General features: G+C 46.6%; 27 protein-coding genes. 19 read left to right on the plus strand and 8 right to left on the minus strand.

What is annotated here, in order from left to right:
• Positions 1-96 precede the first annotated feature (96 nt).
• The 4 genes from L4D06_RS21265 to gltS all read left to right on the plus strand — a co-directional run bounded on the left by L4D06_RS21265 (position 97) and on the right by gltS (position 3,426).
• Positions 97-552: a hypothetical protein gene (locus L4D06_RS21265; RefSeq protein WP_274166209.1), complete on the plus strand. Its 456-nt coding sequence runs from the start codon at positions 97-99 to the stop codon at positions 550-552.
• Between the two features lie 208 nt (positions 553-760).
• The gene (locus L4D06_RS21270; protein WP_274166210.1) at positions 761-1,279 is read left to right on the plus strand and encodes a hypothetical protein; all 519 of its coding nucleotides are present in this window, start codon (positions 761-763) and stop codon (positions 1,277-1,279) included.
• Between the two features lie 211 nt (positions 1,280-1,490).
• Entirely contained in the window at positions 1,491-1,931 is a 441-nt protein-coding gene (locus L4D06_RS21275) for an L-alanine exporter AlaE (protein WP_429741207.1), read from the plus strand.
• A 265-nt stretch (positions 1,932-2,196) separates the two neighbouring features.
• Positions 2,197-3,426: a sodium/glutamate symporter gene (gene gltS, locus L4D06_RS21280; RefSeq protein ID WP_274166212.1), complete on the plus strand. Its 1,230-nt coding sequence runs from the start codon at positions 2,197-2,199 to the stop codon at positions 3,424-3,426.
• Between the two features lie 148 nt (positions 3,427-3,574).
• On the opposite strand, the gene L4D06_RS21285 is transcribed toward gltS, so the two are convergent.
• A complete protein-coding gene (locus L4D06_RS21285; protein WP_274166213.1) occupies positions 3,575-3,928 on the minus strand; it encodes a VOC family protein in 354 nt (117 codons plus the stop codon).
• Between the two features lie 27 nt (positions 3,929-3,955).
• Positions 3,956-4,396, minus strand: coding sequence for a DUF3291 domain-containing protein (locus L4D06_RS21290; protein WP_429741209.1), 441 nt, complete (start codon positions 4,394-4,396; stop codon positions 3,956-3,958).
• Positions 4,397-4,642: 246 nt separating this feature from the next.
• Between L4D06_RS21290 and L4D06_RS21295 the strand changes: the two genes are divergently transcribed.
• The 8 genes from L4D06_RS21295 (at position 4,643) to L4D06_RS21330 (ending at position 11,984) form a co-directional block, all read left to right on the plus strand.
• Entirely contained in the window at positions 4,643-6,850 is a 2,208-nt protein-coding gene (locus L4D06_RS21295) for an esterase-like activity of phytase family protein (protein ID WP_429741211.1), read from the plus strand.
• 285 nt (positions 6,851-7,135) lie between these two features.
• The gene (locus L4D06_RS21300) at positions 7,136-7,687 is read left to right on the plus strand and encodes a PepSY domain-containing protein (RefSeq protein ID WP_429741213.1); all 552 of its coding nucleotides are present in this window, start codon (positions 7,136-7,138) and stop codon (positions 7,685-7,687) included.
• 100 nt (positions 7,688-7,787) lie between these two features.
• Positions 7,788-8,045, plus strand: a complete 258-nt coding sequence (locus L4D06_RS21305; protein ID WP_274166216.1) for a hypothetical protein — start codon at positions 7,788-7,790, stop codon at positions 8,043-8,045.
• A 26-nt stretch (positions 8,046-8,071) separates the two neighbouring features.
• Positions 8,072-8,806, plus strand: a complete 735-nt coding sequence (locus L4D06_RS21310; RefSeq protein ID WP_429741215.1) for a response regulator transcription factor — start codon at positions 8,072-8,074, stop codon at positions 8,804-8,806.
• Positions 8,803-10,011, plus strand: coding sequence for a sensor histidine kinase (locus L4D06_RS21315; RefSeq protein ID WP_429741217.1), 1,209 nt, complete (start codon positions 8,803-8,805; stop codon positions 10,009-10,011). The genes L4D06_RS21310 and L4D06_RS21315 overlap by 4 nt, the downstream gene beginning before the upstream one ends.
• Positions 10,012-10,388: 377 nt before the next feature.
• Positions 10,389-10,760, plus strand: a complete 372-nt coding sequence (locus tag L4D06_RS21320) for a hypothetical protein (protein ID WP_274166219.1) — start codon at positions 10,389-10,391, stop codon at positions 10,758-10,760.
• Between the two features lie 90 nt (positions 10,761-10,850).
• Positions 10,851-11,327 (plus strand): GNAT family N-acetyltransferase, encoded by a 477-nt coding sequence (locus L4D06_RS21325; RefSeq protein ID WP_274166220.1) that lies wholly within the window; start codon positions 10,851-10,853, stop codon positions 11,325-11,327.
• A 171-nt stretch (positions 11,328-11,498) separates the two neighbouring features.
• Positions 11,499-11,984, plus strand: coding sequence for a GNAT family N-acetyltransferase (locus L4D06_RS21330; RefSeq protein WP_429741219.1), 486 nt, complete (start codon positions 11,499-11,501; stop codon positions 11,982-11,984).
• A gap of 33 nt (positions 11,985-12,017) precedes the next feature.
• Here L4D06_RS21330 and mltC read toward each other — a convergent pair whose 3' ends face one another.
• The 4 genes from mltC to L4D06_RS21350 all read right to left on the minus strand — a co-directional run bounded on the left by mltC (position 12,018) and on the right by L4D06_RS21350 (position 18,970).
• Positions 12,018-13,121, minus strand: a complete 1,104-nt coding sequence (mltC, locus tag L4D06_RS21335) for a membrane-bound lytic murein transglycosylase MltC (RefSeq protein ID WP_429741221.1) — start codon at positions 13,119-13,121, stop codon at positions 12,018-12,020.
• A 179-nt stretch (positions 13,122-13,300) separates the two neighbouring features.
• On the minus strand, positions 13,301-14,491 hold the full coding sequence (gene lhgO, locus L4D06_RS21340; protein WP_429741222.1) for an L-2-hydroxyglutarate oxidase: 1,191 nt from the start codon (positions 14,489-14,491) through the stop codon (positions 13,301-13,303).
• Positions 14,492-14,601: 110 nt separating this feature from the next.
• On the minus strand, positions 14,602-18,348 hold the full coding sequence (locus tag L4D06_RS21345; protein WP_429741224.1) for an EAL domain-containing protein: 3,747 nt from the start codon (positions 18,346-18,348) through the stop codon (positions 14,602-14,604).
• A gap of 262 nt (positions 18,349-18,610) precedes the next feature.
• Positions 18,611-18,970: a nucleotide pyrophosphohydrolase gene (locus L4D06_RS21350; protein WP_274166225.1), complete on the minus strand. Its 360-nt coding sequence runs from the start codon at positions 18,968-18,970 to the stop codon at positions 18,611-18,613.
• Positions 18,971-19,203: 233 nt separating this feature from the next.
• Here L4D06_RS21350 and L4D06_RS21355 point away from each other — a divergent pair, with 233 nt between their 5' ends.
• The 7 genes from L4D06_RS21355 to L4D06_RS21385 all read left to right on the plus strand — a co-directional run bounded on the left by L4D06_RS21355 (position 19,204) and on the right by L4D06_RS21385 (position 25,168).
• Complete coding sequence (locus L4D06_RS21355) at positions 19,204-19,782, plus strand: DedA family protein (protein WP_429741226.1); 579 nt, start codon at positions 19,204-19,206, stop codon at positions 19,780-19,782.
• 47 nt (positions 19,783-19,829) lie between these two features.
• Positions 19,830-20,906 carry a D-alanine--D-alanine ligase gene (locus tag L4D06_RS21360; protein WP_429741252.1) on the plus strand — a complete coding sequence of 359 codons (1,077 nt, stop codon included), beginning with the start codon at positions 19,830-19,832 and terminating at the stop codon, positions 20,904-20,906.
• Positions 20,907-20,971: 65 nt separating this feature from the next.
• Positions 20,972-21,535 carry a DinB family protein gene (locus L4D06_RS21365; RefSeq protein WP_429741228.1) on the plus strand — a complete coding sequence of 188 codons (564 nt, stop codon included), beginning with the start codon at positions 20,972-20,974 and terminating at the stop codon, positions 21,533-21,535.
• Positions 21,536-22,285 carry an NRDE family protein gene (locus L4D06_RS21370; RefSeq protein WP_274166229.1) on the plus strand — a complete coding sequence of 250 codons (750 nt, stop codon included), beginning with the start codon at positions 21,536-21,538 and terminating at the stop codon, positions 22,283-22,285. It abuts the gene before it with no gap.
• Between the two features lie 121 nt (positions 22,286-22,406).
• A complete protein-coding gene (locus L4D06_RS21375) occupies positions 22,407-22,835 on the plus strand; it encodes a YHS domain-containing (seleno)protein (RefSeq protein WP_429741230.1) in 429 nt (142 codons plus the stop codon).
• Positions 22,836-22,850: 15 nt separating this feature from the next.
• Positions 22,851-23,282, plus strand: coding sequence for a YHS domain-containing (seleno)protein (locus L4D06_RS21380; protein WP_429741232.1), 432 nt, complete (start codon positions 22,851-22,853; stop codon positions 23,280-23,282).
• A gap of 134 nt (positions 23,283-23,416) precedes the next feature.
• The gene (locus L4D06_RS21385; RefSeq protein WP_429741234.1) at positions 23,417-25,168 is read left to right on the plus strand and encodes a bifunctional lysophospholipid acyltransferase family protein/GNAT family N-acetyltransferase; all 1,752 of its coding nucleotides are present in this window, start codon (positions 23,417-23,419) and stop codon (positions 25,166-25,168) included.
• A 211-nt stretch (positions 25,169-25,379) separates the two neighbouring features.
• Here L4D06_RS21385 and L4D06_RS21390 read toward each other — a convergent pair whose 3' ends face one another.
• Entirely contained in the window at positions 25,380-25,895 is a 516-nt protein-coding gene (locus tag L4D06_RS21390; RefSeq protein WP_274166233.1) for an outer membrane beta-barrel protein, read from the minus strand.
• Positions 25,896-26,166: 271 nt separating this feature from the next.
• On the minus strand, positions 26,167-26,874 hold the full coding sequence (locus L4D06_RS21395; RefSeq protein WP_429741236.1) for a DUF445 domain-containing protein: 708 nt from the start codon (positions 26,872-26,874) through the stop codon (positions 26,167-26,169).
• Positions 26,875-26,897: the final 23 nt, after the last annotated feature.

Consider the following 26,897-nt stretch of genomic DNA (forward strand, 5'->3'; position numbering starts at 1 on the left):
TCGGTGCGGGTTAACATTCTTGTGAAAAGACAGATGAAGCGAAGGAAGGTTTGGCGTTATCTTCTTCTTTTTGATGGAACGACAGTGACGTAGCAGATGCCAAAACAGGTTAATAGTTCATACTTACAACTCTTTATGCGTGAGTCAGACACCGCAGCCATGCTAAATATTGAGCAATTGCCAGATGTGTCAGACGTCGATGCGATTGCGCTTTTTGATTGGATGTCGAGCAAGCGGTCCTTTTCAAATGCTGATGTGAGTGGTCAGCGTTGGATCAAAACGTGCAGCGCAGGTTATGTGACTGAGTTGTTTTTGCATCTGGATGGGTCGTTGGAAGAATATACGCTCTTCAATCGACTCCCGACGAAAGGAAGTTGGAAGTTAGAACAAGGTGTTTTGGATATTGAAATCATCAAGGGTAACAATATCTACCAAAGCCGTGTGATTGCCAATAAATCGGTAAATATCCACTCTGCCATCGAATATAAGAACGGCGAATTACACTCTTATTTGAAGCTTGCCCATATCATGCCGGTTGCGCAAAGCGCGTAGACCTTCGTTCTGAACCCTCTTTCTCTGAGCATGCACAAAGCCAGCATTATGCTGGCTTTGTTTCGTTTTAATGCTAAGAAAAACACAGTATTGAAAGTAATCGGGTATCCGCACGTTCTGTTCTCAACTATACCTGAAGTTGTATACGGGTTTGGTGGCGTCCATGGTTAGGGATGTGATCATGTAAGGATAAACAAGGAGTGAAGGTGTGCGAATAGGAATGCCAACGTGGGTGATTGTTGCCATAGGGCTTGTGCTGAATATTGTAGCAGCCTTGATGACAAACTTTGTGATTGATGACTTGGGCGAGGAGGCCGCCTTAGTGATTGAAACGCAAACCAACAATAACCAAATCATTCAACTCACATGGCAACAAGTCGACGCACTTGAGCGACGCCGTGAAACCATCACGATCATCTTGGCGAGTAGCACGGAAAATAACGCCTTAACTGAAATGTTTAGCAAACGATTGTTGGCATCGTTTAGTGACATGGCGGATATCAACATTTCTCTGCAGAACATGCCTATGATTATGTCCAGCATAGACAAGAAGCAGGATCTCCTAAGAAATAAGATTGATACGTTATATCTCGATAACCTTTCCTTGGCGGAAACCCAACGCGATTTGGGTGGGAAAATTTCGGCCTATCGAAACCTCGCATTGTTCTTACAGGTACTTGGGCTGGCGCTTATCATGGCAAGAGACCTTTCTAGGAAATCAAAATAATCCTATAAACACAGCAAGATACCCTTTCAATATGTCGAAGTGTTTAATTCTAATTTTCACATGTAAGTTAAAATTAAATACTGTGTATTTCGATAAATATGTTGTCAAAATTTGCCCGTCTTTTGTTCTAATAGCCGAATAACGTGTTCACGTTTTAAGACTTTTTAGCAGCGTTTTGCTGCACTATTTTGATGCGATTTTGGGGTGAGAAATGAAAGGCGCTAACCGCGTTCGTTCTGTCGTGGCTGACATGTTTGCCATGGTGGTGTTTTGCTTTGTGACAGGCATGATGATCGAGATCTTCGTGTCTGGTATGTCATTTGAACAATCGCTGGCATCCCGACTGCTATCGATCCCAGTTAACATTATGATCGCGTGGCCTTACGGCGTGTTCCGAGACAGCATCCTTGCATTTGCAAAGCGCCACTCGTCGTCTCGCTTGAGCAAACGTGCTGCGGATTTCTTTGCTTATGTGACGTTTCAATCGCCAGTTTATGCTGCCATTTTGTTTAGTGTGGGTGCAGAGCCGAGCCAAATTATTACCGCTGTCGCGAGTAATGCGGTGTTATCAGGCATATTGGGCATGTTCTATGGCGTGTTTCTTGAGCGTTGCCGCCGAGTTTTCCGTGTCGAGGTGCTTACTGCGGTTTGATAGCGCTATGGTGCAACCGCACTGAATGTCAGCGAACGAGATAACTCATTGTCGATCGTTACCGATGATAAGCTTTGTCGCTGACCGTTTTTCAACAGCAAGTCTGTTTCTTCCGAACAGTCGTGCTTGTTGTAGAGTCACTCGCAAAATCAATCATCACAATCCCTCGCCCATATAACGGTCAGAATATTACTGTTTCTCTTTATTTTCGTGTGGTTAGCTATCTGCATTTATTAATCATCAACAATAATGGGTCAGATAAACAATGGACGTTTTGCTCGAACAAAATCTCATTCAAATTAATGCGTTTTTCGCCGTAACGATAGGGATCCTTGTGCTCTTTATTGGTCGACGACTTAACCAAGCGATTCCCTTTTTAAAAGAATTCAGTATTCCAGAACCCGTCACAGGCGGTATTTTGTTCTCGGTGCTTTTCTCTCTTTTCTATGCATTTACCAGCCTTGAGGTGTCATTTAACCTAGTGGCGAGAGACATTCTTCTCGTCTACTTCTTTACCACGATTGGCATCAACTCTAGTTTGAAAGACCTGATGCAAGGCGGAAAACCGCTGGTGGTTTTGCTGCTCATCACTATTGGTTACATGGTGATTCAGAACTTAACGGGCATTAGTGTTGCCAGTCTGTTTGGGCTAGATGCGCCTGTGGGTTTGTTAGGTGGTAGTGTTTCATTGATTGGCGGTCACGGTACGGCGATTGCCTGGTCACCGCGGATCGCCGAAGAGTACGGTATCTCGAATGCAATGGAAATTGGCATAGCGAGCGCAACCTTTGGTTTGATTCTCGCCAGTTTGATGGGGGGGCCCATTGCCAAGTTTTTGATCAATAAGCACCAACTAAAGCCGAATAGTGTCGAACCGTTAGATATTGGTTCTGCGGATAACAAAGCCCCAGAGCAAATCAACAGCTTTGATTTTCTTGATGCCGTGTTTGCCATTCATGTTTGTATTATCTTGGGCTTTGGAATCAATGAAGGTATTAGCCAACTAGGTTTGCAGTTACCGTTATTTGTGAGCTGTTTGTTCGCTGGCATCATCATGACTAACATTGTGCCTAATTCATTTCCACGACTCACTGGTACCACATGGCCTTCACGTAAACCTGCTGTTGCGTTGCTTGCTGATATTTCGCTAGGCACCTTCTTAGCCATGTCTTTGATGAGTATGCAGCTATGGACGTTGATCGATTTGGCGGGGCCTATCTTTACCATTCTTGCTGCGCAGTTCTTGGTGGCGATTTTGATCAATATCTATGTGGTATTTCCCGCTATGGGTAAGAATTTCGATGCGGCTGTCATTTGTAGTGGTTTTGGCGGGATTTCATTGGGCTCAACACCGACAGCCATGGCTAACATGTCAGCGGTATCGCAACGCTACGGTAACTCTCACCTTGCGTTCATTATCGTGCCGTTAGTGTGTGCATTCTTTATTGATTTGGTGAACGCACTGATGATTCCGTTCTTCCTTTCAAGTTTCTAATGACAAGCAGGGCGTGGGAGAGATCCCAACGTCGCTTTCGCAAAGGAGCTGATTCACAAAAAGATAAAGCCGCTGATGCGGCTTTTTGCTTATTTTCGGCAATCTTTTCTTCTACATTGGGTATTGCTTTCTCATCGCTGAATACCGTTTATTTGTCTGACCAAACCGCCAGTTCATTGCCGCTTGGCTCGGTGAAGTGAAAGCGTCGTCCTCCAGGAAAAGAGAATATAGATTGGACGATTTTTCCGCCGCTTTCTTTTACTTTGTCTTGGGCTTCCTCTAATGCATCGCTGTACAGCACGATGAGCGCCGAGCCATTAGCCGTGCTTGCACTTTGATTCGCGCGAAAGAAACCGCCGTCTAAACCCTGATCGGCAAAGGCTGTGTAATCGGGGCCGTAATCGGTAAACGTCCAGCCGAAGGCATCTGAAAAAAATGATTTTGTCGCGTCTAAGTCGCAAGCTGGGAATTCAACGTAATTGATTTTTCCGTTCGGGTTCATGCGGTGCTCCATTGGGTGACGTGATGGTTAGGCTGGCGGCGAAAAGATGTCAGCGAACGTGAAGGCATGTTGGCTATCACCGTGTTCACGGAGATATTCCAAACGTTCGACGGCTTCTTGCAATGGTGGGATGTGCCCATCTTCGATCCACCACATGACATAGGTGTGCGTTTTGGGCTTTTCAAACCATTCACTACGACGTTTCATGATGTTCAAGTGGTGGGTTTTGAACATAAAGGTTTTCAACGATTCCACGGAGTCCCACACAGATAGATTGACTAATAGATCAGGGTCGTCAAAGACCTGAATGTCTGTCGCATTGCCCGAATCACCTTTCAGTCGCCACACAAAACCCGGAGATGCTTCCGCCATGGCATTCACTGGGTCAAGGTTATCGACAAAATCTTTCATGGCAGGATCATCCATCGGGGTTTTCGCTTTGGCTATGTTCAATTCGGCAAGTTGCATGACAGGCTCCATTATCGTGGCGACGAATGAAAACAGTGTCACGTCTGGGAGCGTGAGGCCATAGAGCATGCTATCAACCCGATGTTTGATCTCATTAATGTTGCAACGTGAAAACAGTGAAACTTAAATTGACGGCTCTGAGACACATTTATTTCACATCATCAAAATGCCATCTCTTTGTCATGAGGTTGTCACCGCCAGAGGAAAAAGTAGCGCCGTCTTATTTTGGTATTTTGGAGTTTTCCCATGCGTGCGAAGCACACTCTTATTCTCTCTCTTTTAGCGGCATCGGTGACGGCGGGCGTTCACGCTGCAGACAAACAGTCGTTTCACCGCATCAGTGCGTTTTCAACGGACAATAACATCCCAGTAGGTGTGGATCGAGCGCATGAAAGCTCTGCGGAAATTATAGCTGTCAGTGAAGATGGTAATACACTCGTGTATTCCGACAGCCCATTGGCAGGCATTGGTATGGTCGATATCCGCGATCCTAAACAACCAAGGAGCAAAGGCTTTATCTCAATGGGTGGTGAACCAACCTCCGTCGACGTGGTAGGAAACACCTTTGTTAGCGCCATTAATACGTCGCAAAGTTACACGCAACCGTCCGGCTTTTTGCTGCAAGGCCGTTTGAATACTGGCAAGCAAATTGCCAAGTGTGATTTAGGGGGGCAGCCAGATTCTGTTGCCGTGGCAAAAGACGGTAGCTTTGTCGCGATTGCCATTGAAAATGAGCGCGACGAAGATTTGAATGACGGCGTGTTACCTCAATTTCCTGCAGGTCATTTGTCACTTATTCCGCTTGCCAACGGCGTGTTGGACTGTGATGGGCAAATGAAAGTCGCGATGACGGGGCTGTCTAATATCGCGCCTAGTGATCCAGAACCTGAGTTCGTAGACATTAATGCCTTGGGTGAAGTGGTCGTGACTCTACAAGAGAACAACCATCTCGTTGTGGTTAACGGTAAAACAGGAACGGTGATCAACGACTTCTCTGCCGGAGATGTGGATTTAAATAACGTGGATTTGGATGAAGAACGTGCCCTAACGTTTGACGGTAAACAAATGGCGCGCAAACGCGAACCTGATGCCGTGAAATGGCTGGATGACACACGCTTTGTCACCGCAAACGAAGGCGACTATCAAGGCGGCTCGCGTAGCTTTACTATTTTCGATAAAAAAGGAAATGTGCTGTTCGAGTCTGGGTTAGATTTTGAATACCGCGTGGCCTTGGCGGGGCACTACCCAGAAAAACGTTCGGGTAACAAGGGTGTAGAGCCTGAAGGCCTAGAAGTGGGCACGTTCAATGGCGAACGTTTTATCTTTGTCACCTCTGAGCGAGGCTCACTGGTTGGTGTTTATCGCGACACGGGTGCAGCACCTGAATTTGTTCAATTGCTACCTTCTGGCATTTCCCCTGAATCCGCCGTTGCGATCCCAAGCCGTGGTTTACTGGCGACCGCAAACGAAACGGATTTGATTGAAGATGGTGGCGCCCGTTCGCACGTGATGCTCTACCAAGTGACAACCGATGCACCCGCTTATCCGCAAATTGAATCTGTTATGCAAGATGGCAAACCTATTGGCTGGGGGGCGTTGTCCGGCTTGGTTGCCGATCCGAATGATGAAAACATTTTGTATGCTGTCAATGACAGTTTCTATAAAGCGCAGCCTTCTATCTTCGTGATTGATGCGACAACCCAACCTGCCAAAATCACTCAGCGCATTTCGGTTACTGCAAACAATAAGCCCGCACAAAAACTAGATTTGGAAGGGATCACCACGGATGGAAAGGGCGGATTTTGGCTAGCCTCTGAAGGTCGAAAAGACAAGAACGTCCCGCATGCTCTGTACCGAACCGATGCAAATGGAAAGATCATTGATACCGTTGGCTTCCCTGCGGAATTATTGGCGGTGGAAGAGCGTTATGGCGCAGAGGGGATCACCCGCGTTGGCGATCATCTTTGGATTGCGATTCAACGTAGTTGGAAAGATGACCCAGAAAGCACGGTTAAGTTGTTGCAATACAACACCAAGACGGGTGAGTGGAAAGCCGTACGTTACCCAATCGATGTGGTCAAAAAAGGCTGGATTGGTTTGTCAGAAATTACAGCGTATGACGGTGCGTTGTACATCATTGAGCGAGACAATCAAATCGGTGATGCGGCCAAGGTGAAGCAATTGACTCGCGTGATCATGGCAGGAGTAGAACCCGCGCCGATAGGTGAGCCGTTACCTTTGGTCAAAAAAGAGGTGGTGTACGATTTCATCCCTGATTTGAAAGCGACGGGGGGCTACGTCACTGACAAAATCGAGGGCTTTGCTATTACCAATAATGGCCGTGCCTTCGCCATCACCGACAATGACGGTGTGGATGATAGCAGCGGTGAAACCTTGTTCTTCTCGCTAACCCAAGGCGGGAAGGCCGTGGACTTCGCCACATTGCGCCCGTAACAACTTAAAATTCAACATGCGTAATGTGTTGATATGAAGACCTATTCAAACGCCAGTGCCTACTGGCGTTTTTTATTTTTCTCCGCGTAATGCTCTGCGTTTATTCTTTCGTTTTTACACTGTAAAACCTCGATTTTGTGATTTGTTGTGAACAAGACAGCGTGCCACAGAGAACCTTACAAAAATGTATAGTTCAGGAAAACTCTTTGAAAACGACACCGCGTAAAGTTATCTCATCGACAGCAACACAGACTGTCGCACAAAACCAATAACGAGGACGTGACCATGAAAAATACGATGAATTTTAAGCCTGCTGCTGTTTCTGTACTACTAGGTATGAGCACCATGATGGCAATGGGTGTCGCCCATGCAGATGATGCGCCTACTTCACTTAATCAAGATGCTGTCTCTTTGCTTCAAGCGGTAGAAATAGCGAAAAACGAAACGGGCGCTGTGCCATTGGAAGCTGAGCGTGACATGAAGAAAGGTCAGGCTGTTTATCAAATTGAATTAGCCACAACAGATGGGCAAGAGATAAAAACCTTGATTGATGCCCAAACGGGTGACGTTATTTTGACAAAAAAGCGTCGCGATCATGACCACGACGATCGTGAAGACCAAGTGGAAAATGCGATGTGGCTGTCAGGGCTAAAAAATAACACCTACTTATCTTTAGAGCAGGCGGTTCTGAAAGCTGAAGCCGAGTTTGGTGGGAAAGCGTGGAGCGTTGATGTCGACGACCACTGGGGTGACATCACTTATGAAGTTGAATTATTGGATGCCAATGGCAAACGTGTAGAAACGCACATTGACGCCATGATCAGCGCAGCTAAGTAAAACGCGAAGTAAGCAGTTATATCATCCTACAAGCGTGCTGTGGTAACGCAGCACACACTGAATACTGACGCTGATATTGTAGCGTCGATGAGGAGTCAATATGCGTAAACTGATGTCAAACCTATGGTTACGTGCCAAAGCAGTATCAAAACGAGTTCGAGAAAATGGCCTGACGACGGTTGTTGGTGTCGTGAGTTTTTCTCTGCTTTTCATGTTGGGACTGGTTACACTAGGAATCACACTGTTAGCGGGTGTCGCTGCCATAGTGATGGCTGCATGGAAACAGCGTCAGTTCGAAAATGACGTTGCTAATCCAACCCATAATAACGCTAACGACGAGCCAATTGCTGCGGTGTAATCCGCTGAGTGATAGAGAGAAAAGGCATGCGAATACTACTGGTTGAAGACGATGTGAGTCTCAGCAGTTTTGTTGAAAAAGGGTTTCGTGAAGCGGGCCATCATGTTGAAGTGACTGACAATGGCAAGTACGCGTTAACCCTTTGCATGACGGAACAATATGACGTTGCGGTAGTGGATCGCATGCTCCCAGGCCTAGATGGATTATCATTGGTCAAAGCACTCCGCGCCGCACAAATCGGCACGCCGATTTTATTTCTTACTTCTTTGGGCGGTGTTGATGACCGTGTGGAAGGACTAGAAGCGGGTGGTGATGACTACCTAACCAAGCCTTTTGCCTTCTCAGAACTGCTTGCGCGAGTAACGGCTTTATCTCGCCGCTCGGTGTTGAAAGCCAATGAAACCAACCCTGAACTGAGCTACGACGATGTCGTGGTCAATTTGTTCGAACATACAGCAACACGCCAAGGTGTGGCGCTTGATCTTCAGCCAAAAGAGTTTCGTATTCTTGAACTGTTCTTGCGCCACCCTGGGCGCGTGATCACGCGTACTATGTTGCTTGAGCATGTTTGGGATATTCACTTTGATCCTCAAACCAGCGTAGTAGAAACGCATATCAGCCGCTTGAGGAACAAACTCGAAAAACCCTTTGGGGATACCTTGATCCAAACGGTGCGGGGCGCGGGTTACAAGCTTGACCGCAAGATACGAGCAAACAGCCTCGAAGAACCTCGTTTAGACGATCGCGGGGATGTGAAATGATCGCAACCTATTTAACGTCTCTCCGACGGCTGCTCTCTCGCCGTCGGCTTTTAGACCGACTCCCGTCTTGGATGAAAACCTCCGCGACCCAGCAAGGCTTAATGTTTGGTGCGGTCTCCCTGCTTAGTCTTGTGCTCATGGCGACGGTGACGTTTGTTTATGTTGAGCACGAACTGAGCAGCCAAAATCGTGAAATCGTCAAAGAATCTCTTGAGCTTGTCAAAGGGCATGAAAGAAAGATTGATGATGACCCCATCGAAGACGATGAAATTCTGGCAGTACTCACGTCAGGATTTATTCTCGCAGGTATCTTGGTGTCGCTGTTAACTACAGCCATCGTGATTGCTATGGGGCGAATGAGCCAAAAACGCATTAACCGTATTGAGCGTGTTTTGAATTTAGCTGCCGATGGCGATTTGTCTGCGCGTACAGGTGAACGACATACCTACAATGACCTCGCCCGAATCTCGGTTTCCGTCGATGAAATGCTATCTCGCCTTGAAGGCTCCGTCGCGGCAATGAGCGATATTTCGTCCAACATCGCCCACGAACTAAAAACACCAATTACCCGTTTACGCCATAACCTTTTAACGTTGCGTGAAGAGGCCGAAGTATTGAACGTGACAGAGCAAGACGCGTTTATGCTGGAGCTTGATCATGCGTTGTCCGATTCACAACGATTGGCTTCAATTTTTGATGCGCTTCTACGTATATCTCAAATTGAATCAGGAGCCCGTCGAAGCCGTTTTACACAGGTGGACTTGGTACAAATCATGGATACCGTGACGGAAATCTATGGTGATGTCGCTGAGGATGCCGGAATGCTGTTGGTGGTGAATCTGCCAACTGAACCGCTTTTGTTGCAAGGCGACAGAGAACTGCTTATTCAACAAGTCGCGAACCTGATTGAAAATGCCCTGAGATACTGCCCTGAAGGCAGCCAAATCAAGTTAAGTTGCGGCAGATCGTCAACCAGCCACGACGTTTGGTTAACTGTCGAAGATAACGGGCCAGGTATTCCCGAAGCGGAGCGAGAGCGTGTGTTTGAGCGATTATATCGCGTGGACAAAAGCCGTACCGATGGTGGTTTAGGCTTAGGGCTTTCTCTCGCCAAGGCCGTTGCAGGCTTGCATCACGGCACGATCACACTTACAGACAGCAAACCGGGTTTAGGCGTGAACGTGTCTATGCCTCAGGCATTTTAGTTTAGCGATTTGTCGGCAACGACAAATCGCTTTCTCGCTTTTAACTTCGTACTATATTCTCTACTCTGCAACAAAGCGTTGAACCCGATGTGCTTACAATTCAGTCAGGATGAATTGATAGTTTTGTATGTCTAATCATTAAGATAAAACATGCCTCTAAGAGTCGCTAACTGGATGTTAAAAGGCTTCAACATGCGTGCTTTAATCTCTAAGATTTCGACGTGTTATCTCTCAACCTTAACTCAATCAACGTTAACTCAATCAACCTGAGGGTCTCCCTTCGTGCGAGTTTGCAGACGCCTTGATCATAACGTCGGTAAACCTCGCTGAATCCTGCATCTTTAGGTTATTTGGGTATATACCAATAAGGAAGGTAAATGAACGTTCTAAAATATGTCGCTTTGTTATCTATCGCAGGGTCTTTTTCGACAAGTGCATTTGAAGTTGAGAAAGCAGACTGGGTCAACGCGATGAAAACAGCGCTACCCACCGCATTCTGTGCCCCCCAACAGTATTTCCGACAGTGCTTTGATGTCACTCCCGTACAGTGCGAAGAAACAGCGGCATCCGCAACACGAGTTTGCTTAACCAACTATCAAGATCAGTTGCCAGAAATTTTCGTGCAGCCCAAGGATGGATCTCATTGGGGAACCATCATAGGTACATGTGCGGGCGAAGCCTATATCGCGACACTTCCAGAAAAGTACTTAGAAAGTGAGAAATGCAATAATCCTGAAAATTGGCGATAGGAGTTATTTCTCCACTGATATGTGAATCAGTCATTTCCGAGTCGGTTTTTCCTAGCTTCCGCATGACTTTGTTTAGGGCAAAGGAGAAAAATGAAACCTGATTTATCGGGAAACCGAGTTGATTTAAGGACCATCCAAACGAGTGATGCCGACGATCTGTTTGAGATTTATGGCAATGCCCAAACCATGGAGTTTGCGTCAGACCCAGTGTTTAGTTCTCAAGGGATGATTCTGCAATTGCTGGAAAGCGTGGTACGGCTAGAGAAGTCCGGTGAGTCATTGGAATGGGCGGTGGTAGAGCGAGCCTCAAATAAAGTTATTGGGACGTGTGGTTTGCATAGTTTTAGTGAAGCTGACCACTCATGTGAAGTGGGTTGTTTGCTGAATTCAGAGTACTGGCAGCAAGGTTATATGTCAGAAGCACTGTTGTTGCTGTTTGCGTATGCAAAGTCATTCGGTATCAGAAAGCTAAATGCCGATATCGATGGTGATAACTTCCGATCTCAAGCCTTGTTTAAAAAACTGGGGTTTGACGTCAAGGGTGCAAGGTTGGAGTGCGTGTTGTGAGCGCAAACATCATGAATGGCTGATAAGCGTTTTAAGACGCACCAGTCCATTGTTCAATCAAATTAGAACAGGCTCAGGCACGCAAGAATCGTCACAAGGTGCATCAGGCTAAAGGTATCGCTGGCTCTACGTGACAGACGCCATAAACAGAATACTCATAGGGAAAGCAGTATGATTAGGGACATCACCAGAGAAGATTTTGCATTGTTCTGGCCGACTTTCTCCGCGGTAATTCAGGCGCAAGAAACCTATGCTTTTGACCCAAGTATGACGCAAGCACAGGCTTATACTTTATGGTGTGAAATGCCGCAAAAAGCTTTTGTCTTTGTTGAAAATGGACATGTTCTTGGCACGTATTATATTAAGCCAAATGCGATGGGGCCGAGTAGCCACATTTGTAATTGTGGCTATATGGTATCCAGTGAGGCCAGAGGCAAAGGCATTGCGCGTCGTATGTGTGAACATTCACAACACGTAGCCATTGAACTTGGCTTCGATGCCATGCAGTTTAATAGCGTTGTGTCGACTAATGACGCCGCCGTTAGGCTTTGGGAGAAACTCGGGTTTGCTATTGTCGGTACGATCCCTAAAGCCTATCAGCATGCTCAGTTAGGCTTGGTTGATAGTTACGTGATGTATAAGTGGCTGCGAAACTGATCAAAAAACGCCCCTTATTTGGGGCGTTAGTATTTATATCTTTCCTTGGCTGAAGTCTTTTTGGAAATACAGCACTTTTTGCAAGTAGCGCCTCGCTTCATCTTTCGGGTGCTCGGTGGTGAGCGCGTCGTACACCTGAGTCGGTGATTTCTGGTTCAACATCACCATGGCTTTCTTTCTGTCTGTGTGGAAGGTGGAAAGTACGCCACCTGTCCCGCTGTTATATGCCGAAATCATGCTGAAGTGGCGTGAAGATGGATTCGTTACTTCGCGCAGGTAGCGGGTTTTCAGAATATGCAGGTAAGCCGTACCAGTATCAATGTTACTTGCTGGATCGAAGAGGTATTCCTTGGTCGGCATGCCCGGCTTTTTCTTGACCAGATTAAACACATCCGCACCTGCCGTTTTTGGGATGACTTGCATTAAGCCGTAAGCACCAGCATGACTAACCGCGTATGGATTGAAGCTACTTTCGGTTTTGATCACCGCGTAAATCAGATCTTCGGGAATATCATAGCGCTTTGAAGCATCACGTACTAAATTGGCGTATTGGTATTCGCGTTGCTCAAGGTGGTCTTTCACCATATCAATTTGAACGTAATACGCTTTGCCTTGCTTAATTGCTTTGGATTGTAGCTTGTTCTCAATCATATAACCGGCAAAGCGATTGGCGCGCCACTCCCACTCAATGGATTTTCCTTCCTGGTCGACAATTTGCCCCATGAAGAAAGGTTTACCTGTGAGCTTTACATCTTTGTCGCTGAACTGTTCTACGTCTTTCGGATCGGCGGGCATCAGTACCGTCTGTACGATAGCTTTGTGCAGTTTTTCCATCGGTTGGTGCTGAGACACGGTTGAAACGTAAATTTTCCCCGCCTCAAAATCAATGTGTGCGCGTGTTTGATAGCCATCAAGATATTTCACATAGCGATGCTTACTGGATTCAACGTAATCGTCATCCCCCCAGTGTTTCTTGGCTTCTTTGGCGAGCAGCGAAAATAAGGTGGCGATTGCTTTCTTGTTGGCATCTGAGAGGGGCTGCCCAGCAATAGGTGGTGTAACAATGTCGTTGCTTTCAGGGGGTATCGCACACCCTGTGAACAGCGCAGTACATAGAAGGAGAACTGCTTTTCTCATGGCGATTTTTTATCTCTTTTTTAGCGTGAAGCGTGCTTTTGTCAAATGCTAGGCGTAAGGCCGAGAGGGGCAGTGGCCCACTCTAGAATAGTGGCGACGATGCTATGCCCAGCCTTCAAAAAAGGAAAGGGATTTGTGGGAAATCGTGACGAAAGCACTGCCAAATCCGTCAGTTGACGTTAATTGGTCGATTTGTCAACAATGTGCCGCGCAATAGGGAAGCAGGACGTTGCCGCCGGAGAAGGAGCGTTACACACCACCAAGGAGCGCGCGGTTTGATGAAACAGAAAATCATCGACCATATCGCCGTTTTGATAAACGGCTTGTGCGCGAATACCGGAGGGGTAGGTGAGCAAGTCATCTTGATTAAGAGTTGGGCAGTATTTTTGGACTTCTTTTAAATAGCCTTGCTTCCATAAGCCGTTGCGAAGCTCTTTCATTGCCGATGAGAAATTACGGCGAATCAGGCTATAAAAACCGCCATATTGCAGCATCTCAGCGGTATCTTTCATCGAAAATGAAAATCGTGAATAGCCTTCACGTGCAAGGCTTAATACAGCGTTTGGCCCAACGGTAACCGTTCCATCGATCATCTTAGTGAGATGGACACCGAGAAACGGGAGAGCGGGGTCTGGGATGGGGTATATCAGGCTTGAAATGATGCTGTTGTGTTGTGACGGTAATTGGAAGTAATCACCGCGAAAAGGCACCATTTGGAAGTCTGGCGTTTCGCCTAGCATTCGAATGATACGATCGGACATGATACCTGCGCAGGCGATGACCTTGTTGGCATGGAGTATTTGTGTCCCGGCAACCACCGTGACACCATCATCGGTTTCTTGAATATACTCGACGCTAGCATTGAACAAAACGTCCCCGCCATGGCTCTTGATCATTGTTCCGAGTTTTTCGCAGATCTGGCGGTAACTAACGATGCCTGTCGATGGCACAAATATGGCGCCAACCCCTTTAATATTAGGTTCTTTCTGGCGAAGCTGTGCAGCATCGAGTACGTCAAACGCTAAACCATTTTCTTTTGCGCGGACTTTCAATGCTTCCATTCGCTGGAGCTCAGTGGCATTGGTGGCGACCAATAGCTTTCCACATTCTTCAAACGGAATGGCATGTTCACGACAGAACGTTTTAATAGCCAGATTGCCTTCGGTGCAAAACTTGGCTTTCATGCTGCCCGGTGTGTAGTAAACACCGGCATGAATAACGCCGCTATTGCGACCAGTTTGATGACTCGCGACCTGCTCTTCTTTGTCGACAACGATGACACTGGCGTTGGGGAAACGCGTCTGCAGTTCATGCGCCACGCTAAGCCCAACAATGCCTGCACCAATCACCAAATAGTCACAATCTCTCATTTGCTAGCCTTTGCGTTTAGTGTTTATCGCTAGCATTGAAAGTGATAAAGAGCCAAATGGAAAGAAAGGATTAATGACTCTGTGATGAATACGTTTGAATTTTGTACGGTTCAGCTGGCTGATTTGGGGTAGATAAAAGAATGGCTCATCCCTACCTTTGATGAAGAAATAACGCGTGTGAGCGGCATTGGCTCACCGTAAACATAGCCTTGAGAGTAATCAAGACTCGCCCGTTGCACTTGCTGGTAATCATCTTCGTTATTCACTTTAGCAGCTGCCGTTTTGACGTTCATCGAGTCACTGATTTGTTTGATCGACTCAACGATACGTTGCTCAACACGGCTCGACTTCATGAGTGATATGAGGCTACTGTCGATTTTCAGCATGGTGATGTTGAGCGTTTTTAGATAGCTAAAGACGCTGACGTCAGAACCGAAATTATCAATCGCGACCTCACACCCCAACTCTCTAAATGACGAGATAACTTCTCTGGCTTTTGCTTTATCAATCACAAGTGTGCTTTGGTGAATTTCAATGCAAAGACGCGATGATGGCAATGGGCTTTTCTTGACCAGTGCAATGCAATATTTAATGAAATCATCGTCATAGAAAGCAGGTGAAGAAATGTTGATGGCGATAGAAAGCCCGGCTTCTTGCAGTGCTTTGCCCTGTGTTTCTAATACCTCACAGAACACCCAGCGTTCAATGTTGATGAGCCGGCCCGTTTTTTCTGCGGCATTAAAAAATATATGAGGTAACAGCAGTTTGCCCTCATCAGTGATCATTCTAATGAGCACCTCATGCCACGTTGGGAGGTCTTTGCGATGAGCGACGATAGGCATACATAGCAAGGTGAAGGCTTGATTGGATATAGCGGTATCGATCTGGTGGAGTAGGTTGTCATTGCCAAATGAATGGCTTTTGTCGAGGGTATATTCATCAAAGGCAGCGACTCGCACGTCGGGAAGTTGTAACGCGGATGTCAAAGCAACATCCGCGTGATAAAGAGATTGCAAAGCCGTAGTGTGTTGATCATCAATGACAGCCAATCCAATGACACTCGTAATTCCAAGGCTTGGCGAATCATGCTGATACTGAAGCTTATCAAGCCTTGAGGTGATATTTTCGGCTCGTTCCTTGGCGGCAACGAGAGAATGCTGAGGCAGAAGTACAGCAAATTTGTTGTCATCGATTCGAGCCAGGTACTCATCACTTTTTATCTCGGTTTTGAGCAGCAACGCTGACGACTTGATGATTTGCTCACCAGCAGGCTTACCGAGTAGATCTGATAGCGATCTAAGCCCTTTTAATTTAATAACAGCGACAATGTGTTCAGCTGATTTTCGAGCCAGTGCGTCGATATGATGCTGCAGTACACCTTCAAAATCTTTGCGGTTCGGAAGTCCCGTTAACGTATCCACTAATATGTGTTTGTTTGACACATCGACCCAACTCGCTTTGGATATGTGCTGAAGGGTAACGATCCATCCTTCTAAGACATTATTGTTTGATAAGGCGGGCTTGGCACACAGAGCGATTTGAATATCGATCCCTGTTGCAGTTTGTAACCAAAAAACGTTGTCGATGGAGAAATACTCTCCGCGAGCGCTGTTAAGTATCTGTTCAAATGACAGTAATTGGTCTCCATCAAACAATGAAAACAGAGCATCAATGGGTTTGCCTATGTCACTTTCATTGCAATGCACAATGTCGTACGTTTGCTCATTAAACGACTGAATGTTGAGGTTAGCATCCAACACGATAATGCCATCGTGAGAGGCATGAATTGCTGCTGACAGTAGGCTGTTGGTGTCATGATGTGTGGTTGAGTCAATATTGGGTATAGGCGTACAGATACCGACAAGGCGTTGAGGATCGTCGCGGGTTGCTTTTATCATGATGTAGTAGCAGGTGTCTTCGGGGAGATTGGCAGTTCTTAGGACATCGGTCTGGTAGTGATCTGAGTACTTGGACGGAGACGTTGTGACAAACAGTGCATCAAACTTCCGTTGATCGTCAGCATGCAAGAGATTGCGCCACGATTGCTTGTTGATGGTGTCGTTGGTCGTTAAACCAAAGAGCGAGTGCATTTCCGCATCCCAGATAAGCTCATCCGTATCTCTGTGGTACTCCCAAATGGCAATTTGGCCAGCTTCTAATTGATGGTTTAGCGCATTTCTGTGTGCGCTCTCAGGAGCTTTATTGCGCTCATGGCTTATGTCGGTGATAGTGCCGATGACTGTGTCAACCACGTCATCATTTTTGTTTTCCACCGGTTGGCTGCAGTCGCGGATCCATCGATAGGTGTTGTTGTCATCTAATATGCGGTACTCCATTGCCAAGGCTTCAGACCCTATTTGGCTCATGGAATGTTGATATTCTCTCAGATCTTCGGGGTGAATGCGCGCCATCCATTCATACATTTTCCTTATGCTCAAAGCGTTAATGCCAATCGCCTGAAAGGCATTCTCAGACAATTGAATATACTTAGTATTCGTTGCCATTTCATACACAGAGATACGGTTGATGCCCAAAGCAAACTCAAACTTCTGCGACCACAAGTTACGTTCTGTATCAATCCGCCGTTCTTTGTCGATATCCCTAATTTGATAGATAAAACTGGTGACTTCACCTGACCAGCGATCTCGGACCGCTGACACGCCAATTTGCGTCCAAATCACGAGTTTTTTCTTTGTGAGTAAACGAGCTGAAACTTGAAAGTTAGACGCATTCGCCATGATCAAGTCATGGCAATGTTGGTGAACGATTTTTCGGTCTGAATGAAAAATGAAGCGGTTGAAGTCTTTACCATCCATCTCGTCTGCATTCATATCAACCATTGCGAGAAAGCTTCGGTTGGTGGTCATCACCTGTCCGTCTGGCAACACCATCACCATCCCGACAACAGACACGTCCATGGCATCCGAAAATAGTGAGGCTTTTTCATCGCTCATTTTTTGTATCTGTTGTAATCGAGCCGATTTCACCGCAAGCAAGATGCCTATCAACATGGCACCTGCAACAGGGGGGAGTAAGTGTGACGACACTGTTTCAAATACGCCTTCAGCAAGGTTTGTTGACGGTGAGACTAAAAGCACATCGAGTATTAATGAAACTGCAAACGCACTAGTGAAGGCCGATAGTCGGTCAAGCATTGAGCTTGCAAGCGTCAGCGTGAACGCAATTGCAATGAAAGGATACGCAACGTGTGAAAGGGAATAGCCACAAAGCAATGTTATCCCCGCAATTAAGATGAGAGTCTTGGGGGAGACGAGTGAAGAGGGGAGGTGATAGGGACGATTTAACAACACAAAGGAAAAGGGGGTGATGGCCAAGATACCTATGACATCTCCAAAATACCAATTTGAGACAATGTCGATAAAGGGAATTGCCAGCGCCTTATGCAAGATGTAACCGCCACTCAGGGCCCCCAGTAACGGGCTTAAGCAAACCACTAACAACACAAAAAGGTAAAATGCAGGCATTGAAATGAATGGTGATGATGTGCGGTTGATATACGCCAGAGCGACGGTGCCAGCTGCAATGGTTGATGTGTTGGCGAGCGAAAGCAGAATACTTTGTATTAGTGCATCACCGAACAGAATATTGGCGAGCAAAATAGCCAAAAATGCGGTGCCGAGGAGAACCCATCGTTGAGATTTTGGAGCAAGCGTAAGAAGCGTGATAGCAAGTCCGTTAGCATACCAAGTGAATGCTGAACTGCCGGGTTGGCGCAGCAAATAAATGGCGAGGAGTGCTGTGAATAAACACCCAACAAAAACAAAGACCACGCGCGTGAACAAAGCACCATCAGAAAAGTTGTCTGTTGAATGTTCTTGCTCGCTAACGAATGCCATTTACATTCCCATGATTTCAAGTTGAAAGTTGTGTGGATGACAGCTAGCCAACCACTGTGTTCACTGCCGAGGGCTTGGGTTCACCATGCGCTTTGTACTCGCAGAGACAATGCAATGTATTTGCAAGTGAATGCACATAAGTAAAAGTCTAGCGTAAGTCTCATAAATGGGATGTGGATTTGAAATTGATGCCAGCGAAGACCGTTGGCATCAATCTGTGTGCGGGTGATGGGTGACGATGGGTGAGATATGTCGTGAATATTTATAGCTCGTTGTATTTGACTGCGCGTCCGTAGCATTTATCGACGGGGTACTTCTCATTGTTTAGTGCGAGTTTTTTGTCGCAGGCATCTTCAAGATTAACGTGGCACTTATCAGCGATGCGAAGCAGATAAAGTTGAATATCTGCCAGCTCGTGAGCTAGCGCTTCTTTTTTGTCGGCAGGGAAATTTGCCGCTTGCTCTGGTGTCAGCCATTGAAACAATTCTGCGAGTTCCCCTACCTCACCACTCAGTGCCATGACAAGATTCTTCGGATTGTGAAATTGCTCCCAGTCACGAGCTTTGGCGAATTCGGTCATTTCGTTTTGCAACCGGAGAAAAGGAGATGTTGTTTTAGTCATGGTGTGTTTGCTCGTTCATTAAATTTACGCATCAGTGTGTCACGATCATTCAGCAACGCAAATCTTCCAAAGTTTAGAGAATAAGACATTTGCAATAGTGAGTGCATGGTACAAATTTGGCGTGTTCAGTGTCCTATTTTTGTGAATTTAAAGAGTTTATGAGCAATCTGAAAGCGAATTGCTTTTTAACCTGTCTACTCTCTAAGAGATAAGCAGCCGAACAGGGCAACATTTTGAATGACGTAACAATAACCCTTTTGCAATATTCGCCGTTGACCCTTTTTTTCGCGGTGATTTTGTTGTCGTACTTGCTTGAAGATCTCGCGATTATTACTGCGAGTGTGGCAGCGGCTCAAGGTGTTATGACGGTTCCAATGGCGTTGTTATCTATTTTTGTAGGAATCGCGAGCGGCGATGTGGGTCTTTATGCACTGGGTGTATGGGCAAGGAAATGGCGTTGGTTGCGTGGCTTGTTGCTCACGAAACCCAGCGTGCGTTTGATCCGCAAAAAACTGCGAGCTAATCCCGTCAGCAATCTTTTCCTTATTCGCTTTGTCCCCGGACTGCGTTTTGTGGGTTTCTGCTTAAGCGGCTTTTTCCGCGTAGGATTGCGCGCTTTTTTGCCCGCGGTGCTGCTCGCAACGGCATTGTGGACAGCTGTGGTGTTCACCTTGGTGTACCAACTGGGCGAAATTGAATGGATCCATAGCAATCTAAGTTGGGGACTGATTCCGGTCGTACTGATTCTGTTGTACGGCGTTAACCGTTTTGCTGGAAACAAGCTTAAGGAGAAAGCAGTTTGCACCGATTAAAACTGGTGGACGAGAAGACAAATCCCGCACTGCCCGTTAACCATGGAATGCCGCCGCTCAACATGAAAGGCAAAGCTGTGTCTGCCTTTGAGTTTTGGCCTGGATGGATATTTTATGCACCTGTAGCGGTGCAGTGGATTTGGTATGGCATTAAATATCGCAGTGCGAGCTTGCCACTGATAGCGAACCCTGGCATTGAACTTAGTGGCATGGTTGGCGAGTCAAAAGACGCCATTTTGTCTCTTGCCGGTGAACGCGCCAAACCTTGGATTCTGCCTTATGTTATGTGGGAAAAGAATACCACGTCGGCGGAATCTCAAGCTCACCAAGCACTTTCTGCTCTGCACGATGCGGGCTTGGGTTTTCCTGTCGTCGCGAAGCCTGATTTGGGTTGCCGTGGTGCGGGTGTGCGTTTGGTGGAAAACAAAGCAGAGCTGGAAGACTACTTACGTCTGTTTCCTGATGGCGCGCGCTTAATGCTGCAACAAAAAGCGCCATATAACGCGGAAGCTGGTGTGTTTTACGTGCGCTATCCCGAGGAAAAACGAGGGCGGATATTTTCGTTAACGCTGAAATATAACCCTTTCGTTGTCGGAGATGGTCAACGCACGTTAGCAGAGCTTATTGATGGTGATCCCCGTGCCAGCAAAGTGCGCCATTTATATCGTGACCGCCATGAAGACAAACTGAATCTTGTGCTGGCTGAAGGCGAAACATTTAGGTTGGCGTTCGCAGGGAGTCATAGCCGAGGCGCTATATTTAGAAATGGCTGCGAATTTATTACTGATGCGCTGGTGGCGCGTTTAGATGAAATTTTTGATGACTTTCCCGGGTTTCACTACGGACGGATAGACCTCAAGTTTCGTGATATTGAAAGCCTAATGCGTGGTGACGATTTTGCGCTCATCGAAGTCAATGGAGCAAGCAGTGAAGCCGCACATATTTGGGATAGAGAAGCCTCCTTGAAAGAGGCTTTCTCAACCCTACTCGAGCAGTATCGGATCCTGTTTGAAATTGGCGATTTACAGCGTAAATCGGGGCATAAAGTGCCAACACTGGGTGAGCTTTACAAGGCATGGCAACGGGAAAAAGCCTTGGTACGTCATTACCCGTCAACAGACTGAACGAAGTGATGCGCGAAACAATAATGAATCAATCCAATTTGTGTTTTAAAGATGAAGGGGAAAGCATGTTAGCAAAGGATGTCGTGATGAAGTCCAATTTAGGTTCTTGTTCCACGTCGCCTGCTGAAGTGATTGGTGGAATGGATGTCGCGGCGCAATCTTTAGAATTGTTACATCAACTTTCTGATGCGCAATATAACCATGTCGCAGCACCTTATCTACAGAGCAGTATTGGCCAGCACATGCGCCATATCCTCGATGTTTTTCATGCCATTACGGTTTGCCCTAGGTCCGATTTTATTGATTACGATGTTCGTCGACGCGCACACCCTGTTGAAAAAGAGAAAGCGATTGCCATAACCGAGTGGATTTCGCTTTGTGACTGGCTTGATGCATTGAGTGAGGATGACTTGCTCTCACTCGTCAATGTGAGTGGCGAAGTGAGCTTGACGCATCATGTCGCGTCAGTGACCCATTCCACCCTTGGGCGTGAACTCTCTTTCGTTGCCAGCCATGCGGTGCATCACTTTGCTTTGATCCGTGTGAGTTTGTGCGCTCAAGGAATATCGAGCGCTGAGACGTTTGGGATGGCAGCTGCGACGGCAACGTATTATCGAGAGGGCGATTAAATGTGCACAGTTAGCTGGTTATTGCATGAATCGGGTTACGACGTCTTCTTCAATAGAGATGAGCAGAAGGGGCGGGCGATCGCGCATCCACCTCAGTTGTTGTCACAGGGTAATACATCGTTCTTGATGCCTGTTGACCCCGATGGAGGCGGTACATGGATGGCGACCAATCACAATGGTTTGTCACTCTGTCTGTTGAATTATTACCAAGGCGACATTCCTGAATTACCGTTAATTAGCCGCGGCTTATTGGTCAAAATGCTCGCGCCGTCATTGATGGTTTCTGATGTGGTTTCCACTTTGAATAATCTTCATCTGGGATCCTATGCGCCTTTCACGCTTTTGGTATTTGCGCCTGACCTTTCTTCGACTCATGGTCATGTCATTGCTTTTCAGTGGGACGGTCACGTGCTTACGCAAAGACCAAGTATTGAACCTATGATTTCTTCGTCTGTTGCGTTTACTGAAGTGATGCAAGCTCGTCGACAGGCACATAACATCATTATGACCGAGCCACGTACCATCGAAAAAGCGTGGGAGTTTCATCGGAGTCATGTCCCCGAGGCTGGTTATAAATCGGTTTGTATGCATCGCGACGATGCGAACACAGTGAGTTTTACTCACCTGAAAGTGACGCCTGAGCACGTCGAAATGATTTATGTCGATGGGCCCCCTTGTCAAAAGGGGGAGGCTGTAAGGACATTGCTTGGGCGGCAATCGTTATCGTTGCGACTGGCTGCGAGTGATTAACACAATGACAGACGAGATATCGGTGAAAATTTGATGAGAGTTTTGATGAAAATTCTGAAAGGAAACAGGTGTAGCTCGGTCATATATACCAAGCCATCAATACATAACATGGAGAGATGATATGTCTCGGATATTATTACTGATTTCACTGCTTTTTTCGGCAGCCACCTTCGCTGCTGATGAAGTATACACAGGCTTTTTTAGCAGTAAGGCGTTAAGTGGCTACGACACCGTTTCTTACTTTGAAGGTGGCCCTGTAAAAGGTTCATCTAAATTCAAAACAGATTACAAAGGCGCTGAGTGGCTGTTTTCAAGTCAGGCTAACCTCGACAAGTTTTTAGCAGATCCAGAACAGTATGCACCGCAATACGGCGGTTACTGTGCGTGGGCCATTGCCGAGAAAGATGATCTAGCACCGGGCGACCCAGCTTACTGGAATATTGTTGATGGCAAGTTGTACCTCAACTACGACAAATCGATAAAGAACAAATGGGAAAAAGATATTCCCGGCTTCATTGTTCAGGGTGATTTGAACTGGGCAAAACGTTAATTAGGGAAGATATCTATGAAATCAATTTTATTGTCTGTGTTTGCTCTGATTTTTTCGACGAACGTGTTTGCAGCAAAAGAAATTTATACAGGCTTTTTTGGCAATGACGCGGTGAGTGGTTACGACACCGTCTCATTTTTTGATGGTATGCCAACAGAAGGAAGTTCGACGTTTAAGACTGAACACGATGGCGTGACTTGGAAATTTGCTAACCAAGCTAACCTTGACAAGTTTTTGGCAAATCCAGCGCAGTATGCCCCGCAATACGGCGGTCATTGTTCGTGGGCCATTGCCGCGAATGACGCACTAGCTCCGGGTGATCCAATGCTTTGGAAAGTGGTAGATAACAAACTTTACCTCAATTACAACGAAGAGACGTTTGAGACCTGGAATCAAGATATCGAAGGTTTCATTGAGACTGGCGATAAAAATTGGGCAAAACGTTAATTCCCATCAACGCGTAAGCACGTTTCTGAGTCGTTGAATGAGTAGCTGTTAGGGACTTATCACTATCACTTTGCCAATAGGCGAATAGCAAAGAAATGCAGTGCCACCATATTGCGTTTCATTAGGGAGAGAGAATGAATACAAGTCCTTTTCTGTTACCAAGAAAAACGCCTTTTGGCATGGTCGAAAAAACGCTGGAATCAATGACTGGCCTTCGTACCCTAGACAAGTATTACCGCCTCCGCCCTGAAGGTATTGATACTGACAGTTTTCTTACCTATACCCTCGATGTGTTGGGCATTGACTATCACGTTTCTTCGCAGGACATCGGTCATATTCCGACATCAGGAAGTACCGTGGTTGTCGCGAATCATCCGTTGGGGGGCGTAGAAGGGGTCATTTTAGCCAAAGTGCTGCGTGAAGTGCGGCCTGATGTCAAAGTGCTAGCAAACTATTACCTTAAACGCATTCCTGAACTGAGTGACTTGTTCATTGGTGTTGATGTATTTGAAGGTGAAAGTGCTAGGCGCGCTAACATGCGTGCGTTGCGTGAAGCACATCAACACGTCAGTGATGGTGGCCTGTTGTTGGTTTTTCCTGCGGGTGAAGTCTCGACGTTTGACGAAAATGGTGTGTTGAGTGACAAAGCGTGGAGTCGCTCTGTGGCCGCTATTGTCAGAAAGCACAAAGCGACAGCCCTGCCGATATTCATTGGTGGGCGGAACAGTCGAAAATTCTATCGTGCGGGTGTCATTCATCCACTTCTTCGTACCGTGCTGTTAGGAAGAGAGTTGCTTAATAAACGTGGGCAACCCATTTCCTTAACGATTGGCGAGCCCATTAAGTGGAAAGAGTGTCGCGGCTTTGAAAGCGACGATAGCCTCGTTAACTACTTACGACTGAATACCTACCTGTTACATCAGGACAAAGCCCTCGAAGCCCCTTCTGATATTCATGATGCAGAGCCGATTATTGATGCGCTAGGTGTTGATGTCATTGAAGAGGAAATCAGACATTTGCCAGATGATGCCAAATTACTGTCCTCCGGCGAATTTGATGTGTACTGCACAACCAGCGAACACATTCCTCGTATACTCAAAGAAATCGGTCGAATGCGTGAAGCCAACTTTCGTGCTGTAGGCGAGGGAACAGGGCTTGCGTGCGACTTGGATGAATACGACACCTATTATTTGCACCTCTTTATTTGGGATAGAGAAGCGCAGAGTATGGTTGGCGCATATCGTCTAGGGCAAGTGCAAAATATTGTTAAAAAACAGGGTATTGAAGGGTTGTACTCACGGAGCCTATTCCAATATGATCAGCGCTTTGTGGACAGCATGAATGTGTCTTTGGAGATGGGACGTTCGGTGATCGATGCAAAGTATCAGCGCAGCCTATCGGCACTTCTTTTGCTTTGGAAAGGCATTGCAGAATACGTAAGTCGTCATCCGCATATCACCACACTCTTTGGCCCTGTCAGCATTAGCAATGATTATCCTATAAAAGCGAGGCGCTTATTGGCAGAAAGCCTCAGCGTTCATCACTACGATGATGATAAAGCCCAATTGGTAAAACCCACCACACCATTAGAAACGTCTGATCCTGTGCCTTGGCATACCACTATGCTGACAGCGCTAGGTGACATGCAAGTGCTCTCTCGTGTACTCAGTCGAATGAGTAGCGGTTTAGGGGTGCCCGTATTGTTACGACAATACTTGGGATTGAATGGGAAACTGGTATGTTTTAACGTCGACCCCGCGTTTAATAATGCGCTAGATGGTTTGATTGTGGTGGACTTGCGAAATGTTCAAGCCAAGACGCTAGGGCGCTATATGGGCAAAGAGCAGGCGGAGACGTACCTTGCGATTCATAATGCTTCGAAGTAACGCGCGCACTAAAGCGGATGAGTGAGTCGTCTGGACTGCGGGGAGCGAGAACGTGAAATCTAGCGTCAATCTCTAAGGGTATATGTAATAACACAAATAAAAACAGCGCCGAGAGCGCTGTTTTTGATTCTGTCATTCACACGCGTTGCGCGAGAGTGGGTATCGTTATTCTCTGACCTGACACTTCGCGTTACGAGTGACGTTGAAGCACTTAGAAATTTAGACGTGCACCAATAGAGACAGTGCCAGTTTCGGCGTTGCCGCGATCTTGATATCCCACTTCTATGGCCATACCTGGACCAATCGCAGGCGCTAAGCTCAACCCAACAGCGCCGAGTAAACCATAGCCATCTTCCACTTCAGTGCCATAAGTGTTTTCGTAATAGTTAGCGCCACCGCGAACGTAAACATCACCGAGCACAATAGGCACACGCACTTGTAAAGCGAGCGGCACAGAGACTGACGTGAAACTTTGGTCGATGCCACTTTCATCAGGAATATCAGCGGTGGTTTCACCGTAGCCTGAATAAATACTGGTCATACTGGTGAGTTTAAGGTTGCCCGTGACAGACCAGAAAAAGCCCGTCGCGCTGCGGCCTTTGTACTTCACATTGGCAACACCCGCATCTGCACCAACGGAAAGCGGTAACACCAATGCTGAAGCAGAAGATGCAAACAGCGCACCGATAAGCGCAGACGCTAACGTGTAAGTCCGTATTTTGGCCATAAATTCACCTCGTGTGAAAGACAGTTATAGTGTCGCAATTTCGCGACAAAAGAATATGCATTTAGTGTAGAAGTGAATCAGCGAGGTTGTGGCGCACGCGAAAGGAATTTCATAATTAGATCATATATTTGTGACTTGTGCCTAAGAGATGTTAGTGCTACAAAAAACGGCACCCTAAGGTGCCGAGATATGTTGAACGTTTTGCTGACTAGGTTTTAGGTGACTATTTTTTTAGTGGCTATGTTATCAGTGACTTTGTTAATTGCGTCAACTAGCCTGCAATTAGCGCGGAGACTACGCCGATCAGACCACCAAATACCCCACCCCATACCACTAGCCAACCGAGATGTTCGCGGATCATCTTTTGAACGATATCTTTGACCATGTTTGGTGTTAGCTCGTCGAGGCGTTGTTCAATCACGGTTTCAATGTTTGCTGTGATATCGCCTAGCATTTCAGGTTGTTCGATTTGGCTTTTCAGGGCTGCACGGAAGTTGTCCTGCTGAGTAATCTCGATGACAGATTCGCGCATCTTTTCCACGAAAGGCTCACGAAGCGGTGTTAGGGCTTCTGCGCCACCAAACATCATCAGCATACCCCCAAATTGACTGTTGTTGATCACATCCACTAAGCCATCAAACGTTGGGTTAAAATCAATCTTTTCGATCACGGGATCGAGGTTGAGGTTTGCACCGTCTGACATCTCTTTGTTCAAGAAGCGGTCAATATTCTCCTTGGTAAAGAACTGATCCATCATGAGTGAGCGAATGCCTAGTTTGAAAGCTTCAAAACGCGCCTGAATGACACCTGAGCCATAAAGCCCCGGTACTTTCTCAAACAGCATATGTACCGCAAGTAAGTTGGTCAGTGAGCCGGACAGCGCGAATAGACCGCCATAAAGTGCGATAGGTTGGTCAAGGAAGTAGCCTGCAGCGAAAACAGCGACTGCAATGGCATTGGTCAGAAAACTTTTATTCATGGTTTGCCTTGGGAGAATAATTT

Origin of the sequence: Enterovibrio makurazakiensis (genome assembly GCF_050336585.1) — a bacterium.
GTDB classification, from domain to species: domain Bacteria; phylum Pseudomonadota; class Gammaproteobacteria; order Enterobacterales; family Vibrionaceae; genus Enterovibrio; species Enterovibrio gelatinilyticus.